This is a genomic window from Paenarthrobacter sp. RAF54_2 (assembly GCF_052113945.1).
Taxonomy (GTDB): domain Bacteria; phylum Actinomycetota; class Actinomycetes; order Actinomycetales; family Micrococcaceae; genus Arthrobacter.
Window position 1 is genome coordinate 99,866 of record NZ_JBFRDV010000001.1, and the last position, 18,200, is coordinate 118,065.

At 57.3% G+C, this 18,200-nt stretch carries 8 protein-coding genes and 1 pseudogene; 2 read left to right on the plus strand and 7 right to left on the minus strand.

Annotated features, from left to right (window positions below; genetic code table 11):
- Nucleotide 1 precedes the first annotated feature (1 nt).
- Nucleotides 2–2,290 (plus strand): 3'-5' exonuclease, encoded by a 2,289-nt coding sequence (locus tag AB4Y87_RS00465; RefSeq protein ID WP_442002533.1) that lies wholly within the window; start codon nt 2–4, stop codon nt 2,288–2,290.
- Nucleotides 2,291–2,323: 33 nt separating this feature from the next.
- Complete coding sequence (locus AB4Y87_RS00470; RefSeq protein WP_442002534.1) at nt 2,324–3,319, plus strand: protein NO VEIN domain-containing protein; 996 nt, start codon at nt 2,324–2,326, stop codon at nt 3,317–3,319.
- A gap of 47 nt (nt 3,320–3,366) precedes the next feature.
- On the opposite strand, the gene drmB is transcribed toward AB4Y87_RS00470, so the two are convergent.
- The 7 genes and pseudogenes from drmB to AB4Y87_RS00505 form a co-directional block, all read right to left on the minus strand.
- Nucleotides 3,367–5,460 carry a DrmB family protein gene (gene drmB, locus AB4Y87_RS00475; protein WP_442002535.1) on the minus strand — a complete coding sequence of 698 codons (2,094 nt, stop codon included), beginning with the start codon at nt 5,458–5,460 and terminating at the stop codon, nt 3,367–3,369.
- On the minus strand, nt 5,453–8,650 hold the full coding sequence (locus AB4Y87_RS00480; RefSeq protein WP_442002536.1) for a helicase: 3,198 nt from the start codon (nt 8,648–8,650) through the stop codon (nt 5,453–5,455). Before AB4Y87_RS00480 ends, drmB begins: the two co-directional genes overlap by 8 nt.
- Before the next feature lie 10 nt (nt 8,651–8,660).
- Nucleotides 8,661–10,466, minus strand: coding sequence for a UvrD-helicase domain-containing protein (locus tag AB4Y87_RS00485; RefSeq protein ID WP_442002537.1), 1,806 nt, complete (start codon nt 10,464–10,466; stop codon nt 8,661–8,663).
- Complete coding sequence (locus AB4Y87_RS00490) at nt 10,456–14,565, minus strand: DEAD/DEAH box helicase (RefSeq protein ID WP_442002703.1); 4,110 nt, start codon at nt 14,563–14,565, stop codon at nt 10,456–10,458. The genes AB4Y87_RS00485 and AB4Y87_RS00490 overlap by 11 nt, the downstream gene beginning before the upstream one ends.
- Nucleotides 14,566–14,721: 156 nt before the next feature.
- Nucleotides 14,722–15,147, minus strand: a pseudogene (locus AB4Y87_RS00495) (sacsin N-terminal ATP-binding-like domain-containing protein); the annotation flags it as partial.
- Nucleotides 15,148–15,223: 76 nt separating this feature from the next.
- Nucleotides 15,224–16,333 carry a DNA cytosine methyltransferase gene (locus tag AB4Y87_RS00500; RefSeq protein WP_442002538.1) on the minus strand — a complete coding sequence of 370 codons (1,110 nt, stop codon included), beginning with the start codon at nt 16,331–16,333 and terminating at the stop codon, nt 15,224–15,226.
- Between the two features lie 431 nt (nt 16,334–16,764).
- The gene (locus tag AB4Y87_RS00505) at nt 16,765–18,033 is read right to left on the minus strand and encodes a hypothetical protein (protein WP_442002539.1); all 1,269 of its coding nucleotides are present in this window, start codon (nt 18,031–18,033) and stop codon (nt 16,765–16,767) included.
- Between the last annotated feature and the right edge of the window lie 167 nt (nt 18,034–18,200).

The window sequence follows — 18,200 nt, forward strand, 5'->3', positions numbered from 1 at the left end:
CATGGCGCTGGTGACATGGATCAAGCAGAAGGACAAGATCGACGGCTCAATGAAGAACAAGGTGTACGCCTTCTTCGAGAAACTCCAGAAGGATGACACGGCGCCAGGTCTCCATATCGAGCCAATGCAATTGCCCGCGGACCCACGCGTAAGGACGGGGAGGATCGATCTCAACTACCGGGCAGTGCTTTTCAAAGTCGCCTTCGATACCATCCCTCACTACTTCTACTACGGGGCGTGGCCGCACGACGAGGCAATCGAGATTGCCCGATCCAGCATTCTGAAGGTGAACTCTGTAAATGGTGTCCTGGAAGTTATCCGGGCTTCCACACCGGACAGTGTTCCGTCTGCCCCTCCAGCCGTTCCACCCAGTGTCCCTGGCATTTCTATGCCAAGGGAGGACCTGGCGTCCGCGGTTAAAGAGACAGACGACCTCGCGCCTGGGCCGCAGACGTCTCCAACTTGGACAAACCCGCTGCTGAGTTGCGGCATGGATCCGGCTGAGTTGGTTGCGCAGCTTGGCTTTGACACTGACCTTTTGGGCCGGGCATTCGCTGCAGCTTCAGATGAAGAACTCCTGGACATTTTGGATGAAGCACCAGAATGGCAGACAACTGCGCTCCTTGAGCTGGCTGCGGGCACTTCCGCCCAAGAAGTAAGAGACAAGCTCGCGTTGACCGACTACGTTGACGACCCTCATGCGACGGATGAGGAGAAGATCCGCAAATCGTTGGAGCATCCGGCGACGAAGATGCAGTTCACCTTCGTCGGTGACAACTCCGACGAGCTGAAGAAGGTCATAGAGGGTGGCGACTTCGACTCATGGCGCACGTTCCTTCATCCCGAACAGCGGGTGTATTCCGAACGCCATTACAACGGATCCTTCCGCCTTTCCGGTGGCGCCGGAACGGGGAAGACGGTCGTCCTCTTGCACCGGGCCCGAATGCTATCTATGGCTGAACCGGCGTCGAGAATTGTTCTGACGACGTACACGACGACGCTGGCTGATTCCCTGCGAAGTGGCCTTATGAAGCTGGACGCTGATCTTCCTCATGCGGCAAAGCCGGGTTCTCCTGGCATACACGTCTCCGGTGTAGATTCGCTTGTCAGCAAGGTGTTCCGTGGCGCCCAAGAATCAGAACAGCGGCGCGCCATGAAGGATCTCTTCGGGCTGGAGATGTCGGCCCCGGGGAAGATTCTGGAGACGGACAATGCGCGCCAGCAGTGGGAGTCAGCGCTAAGAGAGTCAGACCATCAGCTGGAAGTGGAGCTCGCCAACCCCACATTTCTTCAGCAGGAGTACGAAACTGTGATCCTGCCCAACTTCATCAGCGGCAAAGACGAGTACCTGAAGGTTCCGCGCGCTGGCCGGGGCACAGCCCTGAACCGAGCGAAACGGCTTGCAGTGTGGAAGATCGTGGAATCCTACCGGTACTACAACCGGATCGAGATGCATGCTTCGTTCGTGGAGCTTGCACACCTGGCTGCCCTCGTGCTTCGGCAGCGGGCACAGTCCAACGGGATACGTCTTGCAGACCATGTTCTGATCGATGAAGGGCAAGACCTTCACGCGGGCCACTGGCTCTTCCTACGGGAACTTGTTCAGCAGGGGCCGGATGATCTCTTTATCGCCGAAGATTCGCATCAGCGCATTTATGGGCAGAAGGTTCCACTGTCCCGCTTCGGCATTGGGATTGTCGGGCGGTCACGCCGCCTGACGCTTAATTACCGAACCACGCAGCAAAACCTGGCCTATGCAGTCCGAGTTCTCAGCGGGACTTCTGTGACCGACATTGAAGGTGACCAGGAGTCAATTCATGGGTACACATCTTCCCGAGTAGGGCCGTGGCCCGAAGAGATAGCCTCGACCTCCATCGCTGAGGAATTGGACAACCTTGCAGCCTACTTGCGGAAGTGGCAAGAAGAAGGGGTTTCGCTGGAGACTGTCGGAATCTTGGTTCGCTCCAACTTCCAGGTTGGCAAGGTTATCAATGGGCTGAACGAACGTGATCTTGACGCCAGGGCGGCAAATGCGCCGTCCATGCCCGGAGTTCCGTCAGTCATGACTATGCACCGGTCAAAGGGCATGGAGTTCACCAGAGTGGTTCTTTTTGGAATGTCAGATCAGTCCATGCCCGCTGCCTACCAGGTAGGCAATTTGGCGCCTGCAGAGCAGGCTGACGCTCTTCTCCGAGAAAGGTCACTGCTGTACGTTGCGGCAACACGCGCACGGGATGGCTTAATCGTGTCGTGGAGCGGTAAACCGTCGGAGCTGCTTGGTAGAAAGTAGTTACTGCGCACGGCCCACCGGACAAAGGGGTAAATGATGGTGCAAACTGCTATGGAAAATAAAGCGCGCTGGTGGAATGGGGATGCCTCGCAGCGCTACTGGATGGAACTGGTCAATGTAGACACATGGGGGAGTGAGCTCATCGCCCCGGATACGCCTCGATACGACCTGATGCACGATGTTCGGATCGGTGATGTCGTACTTCATTGGGTGGGCAAGAACAACCCGAAGAGATTCAAAGCGGGTATGTATGGTGCATCGATTGTTGCCGGCGAGTTGCAGCCGCGGGCGGGAGACTGGTTTGGGAAACCGGCCAACACGATCCCCTTGACTAGATACACGGCCCTCGCGCGCCCATACCTTTTGGCAGATCTCAGGACCGACCATCAGGAAGACATCCTGAGAGTTAGGAATGAGCTGGAACGGGAGTTTGCGGACACTGGCCACACCATCTACTTTCCGTTCCAGAGACATCCCAGCAGCGGGCTGAAGCCGAATCAAGGGTACCTCTTCAAGCTGCCCAGGGAAGTGATCGATCGGGTCCACGGACTGCTGCCTGATAGTGACTGGGGTGGATTTGACCAGCCGCTGATTGCTCCGCCAGTCGGGGGACAGAACGGCGTCAAGCAGCGGTACGCCGGCTTTTGCGCCGACCCTATATTGAAGAAGAAGATCGAGATGCAAGCCGTTCGGCAGGCGGCTGCCCACTATAAAGCCGCTGGGTATAGCGTCGAAGATGTAGGGGCGTATCGGTCCTACGATTTGCTCGCCACCCGTGGTGATGAAGAGCGCCATGTTGAGGTGAAGGGTTCTCAAGGCTTTGTCCAAAAGGTGATCCTGACGCGCAACGAGGTTACACATGCGAATGACTTTGGACCGACGGACCTGGTTGTGGTGGCGGAGATTCCGTGGGAGCGCCGCCTCGATGGTTCCATCGATACTGATGACGGAACCATGAGCGTATACCCTGATTGGCGGCCATCTCCGGAGAACCTGAAGCCGCTGAGTTATGAGTACTTCCTGGATTAGGGCTTTTTCTGCTTGGGGGTCGGATCACCGACCCCCAAGCCAGCTGGCTAGTAGACCTTATCCACTAGCTTGTCCGCAAGGTCAGCCGGTGCAAAATCATGAGTGTGATAAGTAGTCCAACCCTGCTCGGCCAGCCATTCGTCCCGTTCGTCATCCCGTTCGACAAGTACCGCCACGCGCTGAGTTGGCCAGGACAGATCTACCTGCCACTGATTTTCGGGGCCGATATCAACACCCCAGTCCCCGAGCTCCAAGGCCACTTCGACGAGCTCGGGTATGAGTTCTTGTAGCTCTGGACCGGATTCAGTGAAAACTGTTCGCCAGGGGCTTTGACGCACGCCGACAGGGACGTTGTCGTCATGGGGCCCATCGGAAGCGACGATTGGTTTTTCAGCGCTAAGAGAGCCAACGGGATTCAGCGATGCCCAGTCCACAAAGCCCAGCCCGATCTGTCCATGGACGCCAAACAGGGAGCCCCGGTCGAGATTGGAATTGAAGAGTTCGCAGCTTGTTTCAGGCACAAGGACGCAGCAGTGGCAGGCGGCCAGGTTTCGTGCATCGGTACCAGATCCCCGGGATTCGATGCACACAGGATCGGCCGAACACCAGGACGTGCGAAACAGGCCTTCATCCAAGGAAGGGCCCAGGCGCCTGGGACTTGCCTGCGCTGCGATGCCGCCCAAACTGCCTGCTGAGTCGGACGATGCCGTATACAAGAGCACTCCGACCTGATCCTGACCTACGTAGAGGCGTTCCCGGATAGAAGATGCAGGGTAGCCGGCGTCCAGTGACAGCTGGTCGATGATGATGTGGGAGAGCGTGTGGATCAGGGTCTCCACAATGCTCACGGGAATGGGCTCCTGGCCTCGCTGTTCAGCTGCGCGCTTCGCGTTCAGACGGAGAGTTTTCTCCCTGCTGGCTGCGAAATCCGTTTCAGCCCAAGCCTCAACTTGTGATCGGTCCAGTGCCACGAAGAGTCCCTCGCCCAGCGTCTCAATCGCGGGCAGCCAATTCTGGCGATTGTCATCAGGTGACAGCGGTGACAACTTGGCGTCAGGCTTGTCGTCGCTCCTCGGGTACAGACGGCTAAAGCCGTACAGGGCGCGGACCTCCCTGAGCCGGGTAACTTTTCGTGCAGCCTTGATCCAGTGCTGATGAGCTTCCGGTACGTCGACTTTCTCAGCTACGAAGTCGGTGTCCGGGCTATCAGGTCGACCGTTCATCAGCGCGAGGAACTCCTGCTCACGCAGCTGATTTTCGGAAAGTTCAGTTTCTTCACTGCCGTGGAATTGGCGCCTAATTTCAGCGTGAAGTTCGTCAACAGAGAAGCGGCCGTCAAATTCCTGAACTACACCCTCAAGGACCCAGGTGGAAGCTGGCTCCAGAGCCTGCGGCTGACTGAGCTGTGAGGCTTTGGACGTCACAACCTTGGCGAGAAACTCCGAATATGGCGGGATGGAAATTGCAGACCTCACCACGGGGAACCAGACATTTGACGCACCGCGCTGAACCGTCTTAGGAGCCTTGCCGCAGTTGCGTTCCCGATAACCCCAACCGAGCCAAGGACGGTTGCCTTGGCATTTCATTTCTTTCAAGGCGATCGAGTTGAATGCATCGGCCATAGTCCGCGACTTTCCACACGTACACCGCACCACCATATCCGCTAGCGACGATGTACGACCCTCGGACGAAAGAGATAGAAGATGATCCGTGCCATTGCTCGGGTTGTGACCATGAACCCAGTAGGAGTAAGGGAAGTCGTCAATGTGTCCGTCCTCGCACGCGATAACGAAACGGGAAGGAGTGAGCGGCGCCAAGGATTTACACAAACCACACTTTGGATCCTCATGGGTAGCCTGGAACTGCTCGACCTTCCCGAGGCGCTTGCAGTTCGGGCAAACAAGCAGCTGCGGAAACCTAACGACTGGGATCTTGCCCCGAGCTCCTGCCGGAGGTAGCAGGAGCTCGGACACCCCCAAGCTCCGCGCGAGACGAGGCTCGCTTACAGGCTTAAGATGTTTCCTGTCCCACTGGTCAATACTGGTTATCATGAAGCTGTTATTCTCAGCGGGGAATAGACTCCCCACCCCGAATGTAGAAATCAGCTGACTACGTCGGGCAGCGTATGTCTTTCTAGCCACGGGAGGCGTCCTTCCTCATAGGGGCTGGCCGGAGCGCGGTTTCCGCGTCAACGTCGCGCATGCTTCGTGGTGTGGGCCAGGGAATGCTGCTGGTGCTGTAGACGAAGTCGGGATCCTCGAGAGCCTTACTCGAATCGATAAGAAGAGAACGAGGTGAATTCTTCTTGCCTTCGTAGGGCAGTTCAGCGTCGGCAAGGGCAGCTTGCCTCCAGATATTCAGCAGCCGCTCGAGCTCCTCGCGCGTTGCCGAGGCCTCGTCCGGTTCCACCGCAGCTACGCGCTCGCCGATCCAGGACATGATTTCGTCCACTGCCGGAGACTCGTCCCTGACGTGGCCGGCGGTGCCCCGCAATTCTGGGACGAGCATCCGGAGCGCCGAAACCAGCGTGGCGTGGAGTCCGCGATCGCGTGACCTGGCCGCGAAAGGCGTGGCACTCGTGGCTTCCACGGCACGGTACAGAGCGCCGTGGAAGTCGTTGAACGATTCGTAGTGAGACCGGTCCCGAGTTCGCGCTGCATTGAAGATCGTGACAACCAGACCCGGGTGCTGGCGCCCGACGCGGCTGGTGGCCTGGATGTATTCGGCGCTCGACTGCGGCTGACCCATGACGGCCATCAGCCCCAAACGGTCCACGTCCAGGCCGACTGAGATCATGTTGKTGGCGAGCACCACGTCCTCGGGTTTTTGGCTACCCATCAAGCCCTTCTCCAAGGACTTGAGCGCCTCTGGAATTTTGTGATTTTCCACGCGGCTGGTCAGCTCGCTCAATTGGATCCCGCGCCCTTCCAGCCTTCCGTCTCGCTTTGCCAGCAGATTCAGGCGGGCCCTTACGTCGTCGTATACCTGCAGGTAGGCAGAGCCAAGCACGCGCAAGCTATTGAAGTAACCGACAAGGGTCCAGTACGGGTCACGGTCCTCAGTTGCGGCCCCTTCGATCACGTTCGATGAATGAAGAAGGGACGCATAGGTGCGTACCATGAGCGTGGCGTGACTTGTTCCAGATGCCAGGACGCCTACATATTGCCGTGTGCCGAACTGATCGGAGGGCGCCTTGTTGGCGAAAAATGAGTCGTTCGGGTCAAGCCCGGGTGGCGGGAACAATCTGGATTCGCGGTTGAAGACGGATCGGATCTGATCCCTTGCCCGTCGGATGGTTGCCGTCGAGGCGATGATCTTAGGCCTTCGAAGTGCGGAGCCTTTTTCACGTCCGATGCCGCTTGCCGCCAGGTCAACGGCCGTCTCAAAGAGACCAACGGTCGAACCAAGTGGGCCCGAGATGAGGTGCAGTTCATCCTGGATGATGAGATCCGGGCCCAGATCTGCAGGTGAGATGCGTCCGAACAGGGTTGCGATTTCCCCCCGCCAGGACATCCCGGCAAACTTGTCCACAGTCCCGATCACGAGTTCAGGACGTTCCCGGTACACGTCTGTGTCGACGATATGAACGGGTAGTCCATCCACGAACTCGCATGCCGTGTTGGCGCAGCTTACAAGCATCCGGTCGGGTTCTTTTACGATGCGATAGTTTTCGACCGTGAGTCGAGTGCCACACCAAGGGCAGGCCTCTATCTGCTTCGGATTTCCTTCCACGACTTCCTGATGGTTGCGAAGCTTTCCCAGGTTCGTTCGTGCAGTTGCGATGTCGTTCGGAGTTGCGCCTCCCCCCACCCAAAGCCCGATGCCAAACGGTGCACCGCCGACCCGGTCCTCATTCTCCAGTCGAACTGATTCCAGGGAACAAATGAGCATGGCAGCACGCTCGAATTGTTGAATCGTCAGAAGCCGGAGCGTGTAGCGCATGATGACGGCCACGCCTCGGACGCTAGTGTTCCGCAGCCGTCGGAGCAACAGGAGGTATGCGACAAGCCCAAGGTAGGCTTCAGTCTTTCCGCCACCTGTGGGGAACCAGAGGAGATCGGCAATGTCGCGTTCCGGGTGCTGGTCGTCGGTCACCGACGGCAGGTTGATGAGGATAAAGGCAATCTGGAAGGGGCGCCACGCCTGGGCGCCAGGTACAAACTCACCCTTAGCGCCGTTTCTCACCCAGTCCTGGCGCGAACGCTGCATGTGCATCGCTTGATTCGCCAGTTGAAATGCCTCAAATGCATTCTCATCGTCGACCAGTAGCTGGATGCCAGCTCTGATTCGGTCGTGTGCCGTCGCGGCCTGCACCATGTGATCTGATGCGACACCGCGCAGATGCGGGGGAACCTGATTTTGTCCGTCTGCTGTCATCGAGTCAGTGGACGCCGCTATCCAGGATGCGTAGTCATTAGCGATCAGGTTCAGTTGTGCCACGACATCGTCGCGTGTGGCCGAACCCATGAGCGAGAGCGACAAGTTGGCGTTGCTGACTCCAGCCATGGACCGGGGGACATCCTGCCGGGGAACAAACGTGGTGGTCACTCGCTGACAGAGCCGGCCATCGACGTCGGACGCCTCCACATCGACCGCGCAACCGTGCCCGGCGCCGAAAACCATGTGGTTTCGGTAGAGGAGTTCCGAAGACGCCAGGTCGGGGTCCGAGGGAAGGGTGGTGCGCAGCTTCGAACGATCCACAAGAGCGGGCTTCTCGGTGAAAACCGAGAGGCCAGCTTGGAACCAGCATGCTACGTCTTTGTCGGATGAAGGCTCCGGCTTTGGCTGAGTGTTCCGCAGCACCACGGTTACAGTGACGACAGTCTCTTCGGGAATGCGCACCAAGGCGTACAGCTCTAGTGCCCCGCCCTCCAACAGATGCTTCTGAGGCCCAGTTGAAGTCAGATCGATTTCCACAGTGGGAGGTTCTGCAGGCAAACGCTGCCAGTCATATACGTCGCGGCGTTTGCTACCACTGTCCCGGACAGTGGGGATAGGGGCATATCTGGCGGCCGTAGACGAGACGAACAGAACTTTAGAAAACGCGGTGTCGACTGAGACCGTCATACCTACGCTGCTGGGGTAGGTGAGCCGAGCGTTCGCCACGGGGCTGTCAACGGAGGCCTCGCCGGACGTTACAGCTACGGACTCCGGCTCGTCCGGTGCCTCTGCATACGTGTCATCTGCCGCTGGCCAGAGGACCCCCGTTACGTACCGCTCAAGAGGGCGCTCAGTGATTAGTTCCTCGGAAGCGCCGGGCCCGTAGAGGTCAGTGACAAGGCGGTCCACGATTTCGCGGCGGAAGGCGTATTTTCTGTCCAGTTCTGACACTGTAATTCTCCTAATCCTTGATCCGGCTAATAAGGCCAGTTAGCCGGGGCACCAGCCACATACCAGAGGAGCCAAGTCCTGCGAGTTTGGTCTCCTCCGGATGACCGGTGGCGCACTCGATAGATGTGATCCGGGCACCGGTAAAGGCGCTGGGCCACTCATGGCCGCGGTGTCCTTTGAAGCCGAAATTCTGCTTCAGTGCGTAGGCAAAAGATTGACTGGTTCGGCCAAGCACGCGGCCGTCGCTGGTAGTTAGCGTGTAGCGGGGAACTTCACCGGGCTCAGGCTGGGAGAAGAAGCGGCCGGAAACCACTTCACCCAAAAGATCATCCAGTACGAGGCTGTCTTGCACCGCCTGAGCGTCTCCGTTTACCGGGTAATAGGGCGCAACATCATCGATGTCGGAGTTCAAGAACTCCATCCTGGCCGTGTATTGACCGAATTTCCCGTAAGCCTTCTCGAGCCATCGCCCTGTTGACCTGTCGGCGCGCTTGAGAATGCTTTTCGGCAGTTTGGTGGACACGACTTCTTCTCGAGCCCGGCTCAGCGCTACATACTTCTGCTTCAACGAGGCTGCGTTCTGTTCTGCGGCGGGAGATCCGAACTCCGGTTGCAGATAAAGGACATTAGTGAACTCGAGCCCTTTTGCCCGATGTACCGTCGAAACGATCAACGGTGCGACGTCTGCCACGGTGAGGGTTAACGGGATCGATCTGCTGCGGAGCCGCCGGCTGAGCTCGGTGACGTTAAGTGAGTCGTACGCGGAGAAGTTGCCCTCGGCTGTCTTCAGCGCGAGCCAGCGGTCTGCGGCGGCCTCATCGAGGAGTTGGTGCAGGCGCAACTTTATCTCATCCGCGGCATACGTCCTGTCTTCCAAGTCCTTGAAGACCTGATAAACCCACGGGGCCACGCTCATCTCCTGCGCCTTCCGCCGGGTCAGGTGCGGATACCCGTTCTCCCACAAAAGTTCACTCGCGACGAGGACTTCGTAGTTGGTCGAACACAGTAAGGCGGTCGTGTCGCCGTCATTCGGACTGAGCGCACCGGACTCGTTCAACACGGAGGTGCTGGAGACTTCTCTGCGAAAGTCGTCCAGGAGGCTGTGTGCGGCTTCGCACGCCGGACTGTCAAGCGCTCCCAGGTTGCGGATCTCGTCGCCAACAGAGATGAGGTCCCGCGTGCGATCGGTCATTGCCCTGTAGTGCTTTGCAAGCGTTTGTTGCTCGGCGCCAAACTCCTTGACGAGGGTCTCGACGAGGTCCGCGGAAGTGAGTTGGGACTCCGATTCTTCCAATTGAAAATCGTAAATGCCCTGCAGGGGGTCGCCGAGCACTGTAAAACCTAGGTCATCACCGAGAACGGAGAACAACGCCAAGACGAGCTCCGCACGGTCTCCCACGAGGTCCTGAGCCTCATCGACCAGGATGTGCTTCAGATAAGTGAGCCGATCGGGTACCTCGTCTCCAGCAATGTATTTTGTGGCTTTTCGGATCCGGGCGTCAAAGCTGTTGCCTAGAGTCTCTTCGTCCATGTCGATCAGAATCTGCGCCGCAAAGGAGTCGAAGGTGCGAATCTGGAGTCCATCGAGATCATGGGCGCGTGCCCGTTTCCTGACAGCTTCGACAGCCGCCCGCGAAAAGCTGAGTACGAGGATCTCGTCGGCAGGATTGAGCCCATCCTCCACCAGCGTCTTTACTCGGGCCAGAAGGACCTCGGTCTTGCCCTGACCAGCGGCGGCCGTCACAAATAGTCGTGCATCCGGTTCGGCCTCCGCTACCGCCCGCTGGCTTTTGTCGAGTGCAATCTCAGCGAGCACCTATTGCCTCCTGCTTCCATAGGTAGTCCAGCTGTGTGAAGGCAAGTTTGTGGCCATACTGGTCCAGGTTGTCCTTGACGTTAACAATGAGCACTTCTTCGCTGCCTCCGTTGAGCGGCCCACGCAACCCGCGGCCGATCATTTGGATGTACTTATTGGGTGAGAAGGTCGGCCGACAAACGTAAACAGCGTCGACCTTGGGCGCGTCGAAACCTTGAGTGAGTACGTCGAAGTTGGTCAGCACTCGGATCTTGCCGTTGCGGAAGTCCTCGATGATTGACCGCCGGTGGCCGGGATCCGTCTTTGCTGAAATAGCGGCTGCTGGAATGCCTTCCACAGATAAAACCGCGGCAAGGGCTTCAGCATGCTCAACAGAGGCGGCGAAAACGAGAGTGGGCCCTTTCGTCTCGGAGGATTGGATGTGGTCCAAGATGGCTTCGTTCCGCTTTGTGCTGTCTGCTACCTGTTGGAGGTCGAGACGTGCCTCAAGCATGGCACTCTGCGATTCTTCGTCGGAGGCCGAGCGCATGTCCTTTAACGTGAGGTCGATGCCCTGCAGCTCCTTATGTTTGACTCGTGCCAGAACTCTTAGGCCCTGTAGATACTCGTGTGCGTCATCGGCGCTGAACTCATCAGGCTCAATAAGGTTCCTGCCAAATCGGGCAACGAGCCTTTCCGTCTCCTTCTCATTTGTGCCCCGATAGGGTGTCGCGGAGAGACCAAGTAGTGAACGAGACTTGTCTGTGAAAGAGCGGCCGAACCATGCGAGCACGGGTGTGTAGGAGGTCGCTGTCGCACCATGGGCCTCATCGATGATCACCAGATCAGGGTCTGACATCCACTCGTATATCTGGCGCCTGTTTTGCTGGATGCTGGCAAGTGTCTGGATTGTCGCGACGACGAGGTGAAGTTTGGTCTCCTCTCGAATGGCTTTGTTACCTCCCCAAAGCCGGCTGACTGCCATCCGTTCCCCCGCAGAACCGACCGCCTGCCACACATATGTCCAGGTCTCTATCGCCTGCTCGCAGAGTTCCTCCGACTGCGCTATCCAGATGATGAGTCTGTGCTCTTCTCTGGGACTGGTAGCGATGTCACGGATGACGGATTCCACGGCCACGCGTGTCTTACCAGCGCCGGTTGGAAGCTGCACCAAACCACGGCTGTGTTTGGTCCGTCCAGCTAGTAGGTTGACAATCTTTCTGCTAGTTGTTTCCTGATATTGGTGCAGCGGGTTCAAGCCAACCGGTCCGACGAACTCCTCCCGCTCAGGCTTCCTCTTGATTGATTCGCCAGCCATAGCAGGGGAGAAGCCGAGCTCCTTCACGAACTCTTGGGCTGTCCGGCCTCCACGGAAATGATCAGGTGCTTCGATGCCTTCCTCGGATAGTGCAGGCTTAAGCACTTTGAGAAGGCTGCTGCCGTGTAAGTTGCTTACGATCTCGAAGAGACGTTCGTCAGTAAGCTCCAGTTCCCTCGCCTCCAACATCCGTGTGACGGCATCGGGGATTAGTGTTCGAAGGGTGTCCCGTCCAACGAGCTCGGCGACTTTGCCCGCATCTGTCTTTTGCTTGTTCGCATTGCGGATTCGGGTGCTTGCTGCATCATCCTTCTTTAGCTCGCGCATCGCTTGCATGACCTGCGATGCGGTCTTCTTGCTGCCAAAGACGCCGAGGATTGTGGTCAGCAGTGCCTGTTCCCCTTGAGGTGCCCGGTAATACAGGACTCCGTCCTGTAGGACGGACACCCTCGGGGTGGCCTCAGCGCGAGAGTCAAAGCTATTTGTGCGCACCTCGTCGACGGAGATGCAAGGAACGCAGAGCGTCTGCACTGCAACTTCGCTTGCTGCGCGTTTGAGAAATGGAAATCGGGACCTTATAGTCTCCGGCTCTTCGCCCTCAATAGGAGTAGCACGCGCCGATATGTGGAACTCAATGGATGTCGGTTTCAGTCCCCAGTTGTCCACGAGCGCTGAGTCTAGATTTGAGTGCCCCGTGTAAACGACAGGCACGTTGGCTATTTCCACGAGATAGTCGCGGCTTTTGACGTCCGTTGCGCTTATCAAGTCCTGGGTACGATACCGGGAATTTCGTCCTCCGCTGAGCGGCACTAACAGTTCTCTAGGTGCCCGCACATCCAGGGCAGCAAGGGCCCCATAGAGTTCATGGAGTTTCGACATCGGCAGGCACTTCTCGGCGTGCGAAAGGACGACGCTCCATTCAATCCGCCCAGGGTCCGCTGGCAGGCGTAGGGCCATCGCTTCTGACTCGCCGGGAAACGGCAAGTAGTCGAGGGGGATCCCATCAACTTTGCCCACACAATGTTTAGTGTCGACCAACCCTAGCGGAGTCTCAAAAGAGCCGTAATTCCTTACCCACCACAGGTCCGGGCCCTCGATACTCTCCGCTGCCCGATAACCGCTGCTGAACTCAATTTTCGTCGGATACTGGGTCCGGCTCAGTATCGTCCGAGTAACCCGGGCGCGAGTGATGGCTGAAGCTTTAGTTAGAAGGTGGAGCCCATCAGTGGTTAATGCCTGGTTAAACCGCACACCGGACCCTGAAATCTGGTTTGACACGGAGATACGATCGGACTCGTGCGTCCTCCAAAGATCGTAAGTTTCCCCTCCGTGTGCCATGTGGGGTTCGGCGAGCAATGTTCGTACGCCTAGGTTTCGCATCAGTGTGAGGTCATGTGCATGGTACTGCTCGTCCACCAAGACGTGCTCATCCCCGATGCTTGACTGAGGTATCAATCCACCGGATACCCAAAGGTCCCCAAGGGGACGCCATTGATGGTCGCGGCACCGCACAAGAATTCTTGCGGGCTCTGTCCTGTCATTCAGGATGGACAGACTCTCAGGAACCATCAGGGAGCGTGTCAATCTCCACAAAGATTCAGCTAGATCTCGATCTGAATAGTCGCGTGCGACATCGCTCGCATAACGGGTAACGATGCCGCGGCCATCTTGGGCTTGAAGATCAAGTGCACGGAGATGGGCGTTCGCATTCCCATGATGCATCAGTTCATAGGACACAAGGTTGGGGGAATCGTCGTCGGGGCTCATAGGGAGGAACACTCGCGAGATGACTGGCGCTTGGATGCTTCCGTCCGACATCAGTACAACTCGACTACGCCGCATTGCGGCGCGGTAGTCCGGGTAGGATTTGTCGATCATGGCGGCGAGCTGCAAAGCATTCTCGTAGTCTTGAAGGTCGCCGCCTACAACAACTTCTTCCAGCCAGTCTTCGATTGAGGCGCGCTTGAGATTGGCTTCCTTGAGAATGCGCACAACTTGGGACTCTCGTCCTCGTAAAGCCGACGGATGAAGCCAATGCCGGTCAGCGGTGACCCATGAGTCCCAGAGAGTCATGAGTCGCGTGGCTTCGTCAAGTGCGGGCTGCACCTTGATTTCGCTGGGGCGCCTGAGTACGCCTGATCTGTCGGGCAGACAAGGTGCGAATGGCAGTATCTCGAAAATGGGTTTGTTGATGACAGAGTCTGCCCACGAGCTTGACTCCTTGTCCCGCGACGGAAGAATGTCCAGAAACAGAGCAGGATCTTCGGGCGTCCCGAGGTATGGCAGGGCGGTTGCGACCATCCGGGGAAGAGTGCGGGCCAGGATCTCGCGATTGTATTGGGACTCCAGCATGCTGTGACGGTCCTCGTTCATCTTGAAGGCCGCGTTAATGATGCCGCGAAGTGAAGTCTCATGCTGCGTCGGGAAGTAGTTCCAGAAGCGTCCCATTTTGCGTCGCTGGTTGCCTGTCATAGGCACAGCCCACGTCACATCTACTTGTTGTCTTGCGACGATACTTCCCGCCTCGGCTGCAGCTTGAGGGCTGACTTCGTGTTTGTGGCTGAAGATGAGCCACTCACTGCCTGTGGCCCCACAGCTAAGAGCGACACGATTCTCGTCTCGACTGGCCGTCCACGTCACCGACGTGTTCTGCACCCGGTCCTCAAATTCGAGGGATCCTATTGATTCGGAGAAGAGGAGGAATTCTTCTGGGAAATCCTTCATCTCTTCTGAAAGCCAGCTGCCCTTACCTGCAAGGGGAAGCTTGACGACTGTAGTTGCCCACTCCATCAGTTCAGCCAATGACGAGTCCTGGGCTGCATGCCTCCTGGGATCGATTGGCGCAGCCAAACGCAGGATTGGGTAGGAGCTTAAGCCCGGCTGCAGGACTTCAAGCAAGTTCCGGCTGTGGGTCTGGCTCCATGAGACGGATCCGCTGCGGCTGAAGATTTGGGGCTCATCAGAAATCTGTATTACGGACTTGAAGCCAAGACCAAACCGACCAATCTGGTCATCTCTCTTTTCCGAAGAGTGGGAGAGCATCAACGTCCGATAGCCAGCCTCGGTGAAAGGTACTCCTTCGTTGGCGCAGTACAACGAGTCTTGGGTCAGAACGATGCGGATGCGGCCGCCAGGATCCGAAATGGCGTCTGCAGCGTTCTGGACAAGCTCGTTGAGCTGCTTACGGCCATACCCGCCCTGCGAGATCGCTGCTTCGATGTTGCTATGTTCGCGAATGAGGTCCGGGCGTGCCCTGTATGCGTTTAGAGCACTTTCAGTCTCAGCCGCTACGAACCTGCCGAGAGCAGACGTGCTTCCCTCCCATTGACCCTGTCCCACGGTTAGTTCCCCCTGCTGCTCCCGATGCGAACCTAGCCCTGCCATCCAGGAGAGCTACAAGATCATGAATACCATCGGCGGCTGACATTCGGGAGCTTATTCGCATTCTGCGTGCGACTTTTCAAAAATGTTTCAACAGTTGAGAAGCGATGGCCTGACCGAGTGCAACAGGAACAGCGTTGCCGATTTGCTTTGCAATTGATGTCTTCGAACCTATCCATAGGCGGTCATCGGGGAAGCCTTGAAGGCGTGCCGCCTCGAGATGGGTTATCGCACGGTGCTCGGTTGGGTGAAGATACCGGCCCTTTTCCGGTTTGAAGAATTCGGTTCTGACCGTCACCGACGGGCGGTCCCAGTGCAAGCGCCCCATTACATCAGCAGATCCGTTCTTATGCTTCACCCAGCACGGGGCCAGCAGCGCCTCAGGGAGATCAAATCTGTTCCCGCCAGCAGGAATATTTACGAAGCGATTCAAAGAAAGCTCCGCGTAGTCGCGCGCCAGGTGGAGCTCCGAAGTCTGGAAGGCGCCAGCGAACGCCCGACCCGCGAAAGTAGTCATCCGATCCGGAAGGAGAGTGTCGGTTACCTGCAGCTCAATCCCGTTCAACGCTTGGCGCACGCTTTGATGGCGGCCAATATGCGTCGGCATCGGAAAACCTGGAAAAGCAAGGTCCCGGTGGTGGCCTATTAGTATTGCTCTCTTACGAGCTTGAGGAGCACCGTAGTCGGCGGCGTTCAAAACATGCCATTGAAAGGTGTACTCCTGGATGATCCCGCCTCTAGCCGTTGCATCCTGAAAATCCTGAAGCTGCTGTGATTTGGCGAAGGCCGGAACATTCTCAACGATGAAGTACTTCGGCTTCGACCGTGCGAGTGCTTCAGCGTAGGGCTGCCACATTTGATTCCGTACGTCCTCAGGATCTTGCTTGCCTAGCTGGGAGAAGCCTTGGCACGGAGGGCCCCCAATGACGACGTCGACAGAAGGAACAGTTTCCTCTCGAAGCCAGTCTTGGATGGGTCCTGGGTAGACCTTATTTCCAAATGTGGCAGCAAAAGATGCCGCGGCAGCTGGCTCGAACTCGACTGCCCTCTCTGTTTTGAACCGTGGAGAGGCTGCGTAGAAACCTTGAGTTAGTCCGCCTGCACCCGCGAAGAGGTCAAGAATCTTGATCGGCTTGCGTGGTCTGGACCTCACGTAGGGGCTGTGGGTGACAGTGGTTTCTGCGTTCATGGTCAGCCCAGAATATCGGTCCACCAGCCGCGACCACGCCGGCTCGCGGGACAAGTTGACTATTCTTACGTGGCAGCCCGGCGTGGACCTGTCTCCACGCTCCGAGTCCCGACGTCAGTGTGTCACGAGGGGTAGCCACTCCAAAGCTCAACACTGCTGACCGCTTCCGCGGTGGGCTGTGTCGTGGTTTTTCGTTGCACGATGTGTAGGGTTGGTACCCGAAACGGCATAGTGTCACGCCTCGCATTTTCCAATCGCTCTCGCTCCAACCGTCCCCAGAATGTTCCAGCTACACCTTTTGAGTCCGGAAGCGGTGTGGTGCATTCGTCGATCGTCCTTTTTACGTCGCCCTTTACATACGGGGCAGATAACGTCGGTCCCTCGAGGCGGGATGCTGTTAAAGAGCAGATCGCAGGTCCTCGAAATACGCGCTATTCGGCTGTCCATCCAAGTAGATGTGCTTCATGAGTAGCGACGTGCCATCTTTCCGTGACGGGTGAACGTCGGAATTCACCGAGGAGACCGACTCCTGGCGAGACGACTTTTACCTTCAAGTCTTCGTCCGGTCGCTCTCGCTGCAGCCTATCTCCCTCGATTTGTAATATCGACCACCAGCCACTGTACTTGCCAAGAAGGATTACGGCGTGCCTCTCGTTCTTGAGAACAGTATAATTTTGATCTACATTGCCGTCCCCCAACAGTTGCCACTGAATGTGTGTCTGCATATGAAGTTGTCCAGCGAATTCCAATTGTCTGCGGCCATACTCGGAAGAAGACAAATATGCTCGGCCAGCTTTTACGGTTTCCTCCAGGTTTGTTTGGTTTTTCGTTAAACCGAGAGAGATCTCCCGACCTGCACCGTAAGTCCAGAACGAGCACGTGTCGTGTCCGATTGCCGGGGCGAGGGCCCACTTCCCCCAGTGTCGCTTTATGAGCCTGAGGGCGGGGTCTTCAGTTGGCATACCCGAGTTGATCCATCTAGCGATTCCCAATGCAGGATTCATCCAAGAGAGGCACCCGAACATCAGCAGGGCCAAAGGGGCGAAATAGGCGCACCTTGGCCCAACATCTGCAGTAAGGGGTGGCCGCGGTGGAAGGGTCCATGCTGCATCCCACCCGGCCAAGCAGCCGTGCAATTGTGCCAGGCCTGCCACCCAAGGCGCGTGGTCTTGAATACCCGCTTGCGGTGCGGGATGCCAGTTCAAACCGCCACTTAAACGGAGAGAGTAAGGAGAGATATCGTCACATTCGCGATCGAGCGCCGCTGCAGCGGCGACCGTTCGCTTGATGAGGAGTCCTGCCAACCCGGAATTAACGGTAAGAGTTGCGACCTCGACCGGAAGTGCTGCCGGGGTGGCCAGCAGCTCAAGGTATTCAACTACCTCGCAAATTGGAAGTGCCGACGTCTCGCGTAACATTTCGCCGTACGCTAATGAAGCGAGGCGAGTCAGAACGGGAACGTACTTCTCGGCATGCGCGGACCAGCCAGTTATTTGTAATTCTAGGGCGAGTCTTGGGTCCCAAAGGGATCCGATTTTGTTGGCAACGTTTCGCAAAATCGACTCTAAGTGGTCCTCCGGGGCCGCCCACTTAAAGTCAAAGCGAATCAGGTCGCCGTAAGTAGTGAGAGCTTTTCTGCGTTTGGCATCGAGACGGACTAATTTGGCCGCGATTTCAATCTCGCGTTCCTGCGAGCGCATGGGATAGAAACGCCTTCCATTTTTATTTTCCCAATCAAACTAACGTACACCGTTGCCAAGATCTCGGGACATCTTCGACGGCTTCGCATTGTTTTGGGCGAGTGTGGAATTCTTGCCCTACTGACCGACGGATCCCGAAGCCTGCGCCGCAGTTGGAGCTTGAGGAG

Bases quoted from the DNA above. Each gene is read 5' to 3' on its own strand.
- AB4Y87_RS00465 (WP_442002533.1), top strand. From the start codon at position 2: ATGGCGCTGGTGACATGGATCAAGCAGAAGGACAAGATCGACGGCTCA.
- AB4Y87_RS00470 (WP_442002534.1), top strand. From the start codon at position 2,324: ATGATGGTGCAAACTGCTATGGAAAATAAAGCGCGCTGGTGGAATGGG.
- AB4Y87_RS00500 (WP_442002538.1), bottom strand. From the start codon at position 16,333: ATGAACGCAGAAACCACTGTCACCCACAGCCCCTACGTGAGGTCCAGA.
- AB4Y87_RS00505 (WP_442002539.1), bottom strand. From the start codon at position 18,033: ATGCGCTCGCAGGAACGCGAGATTGAAATCGCGGCCAAATTAGTCCGT.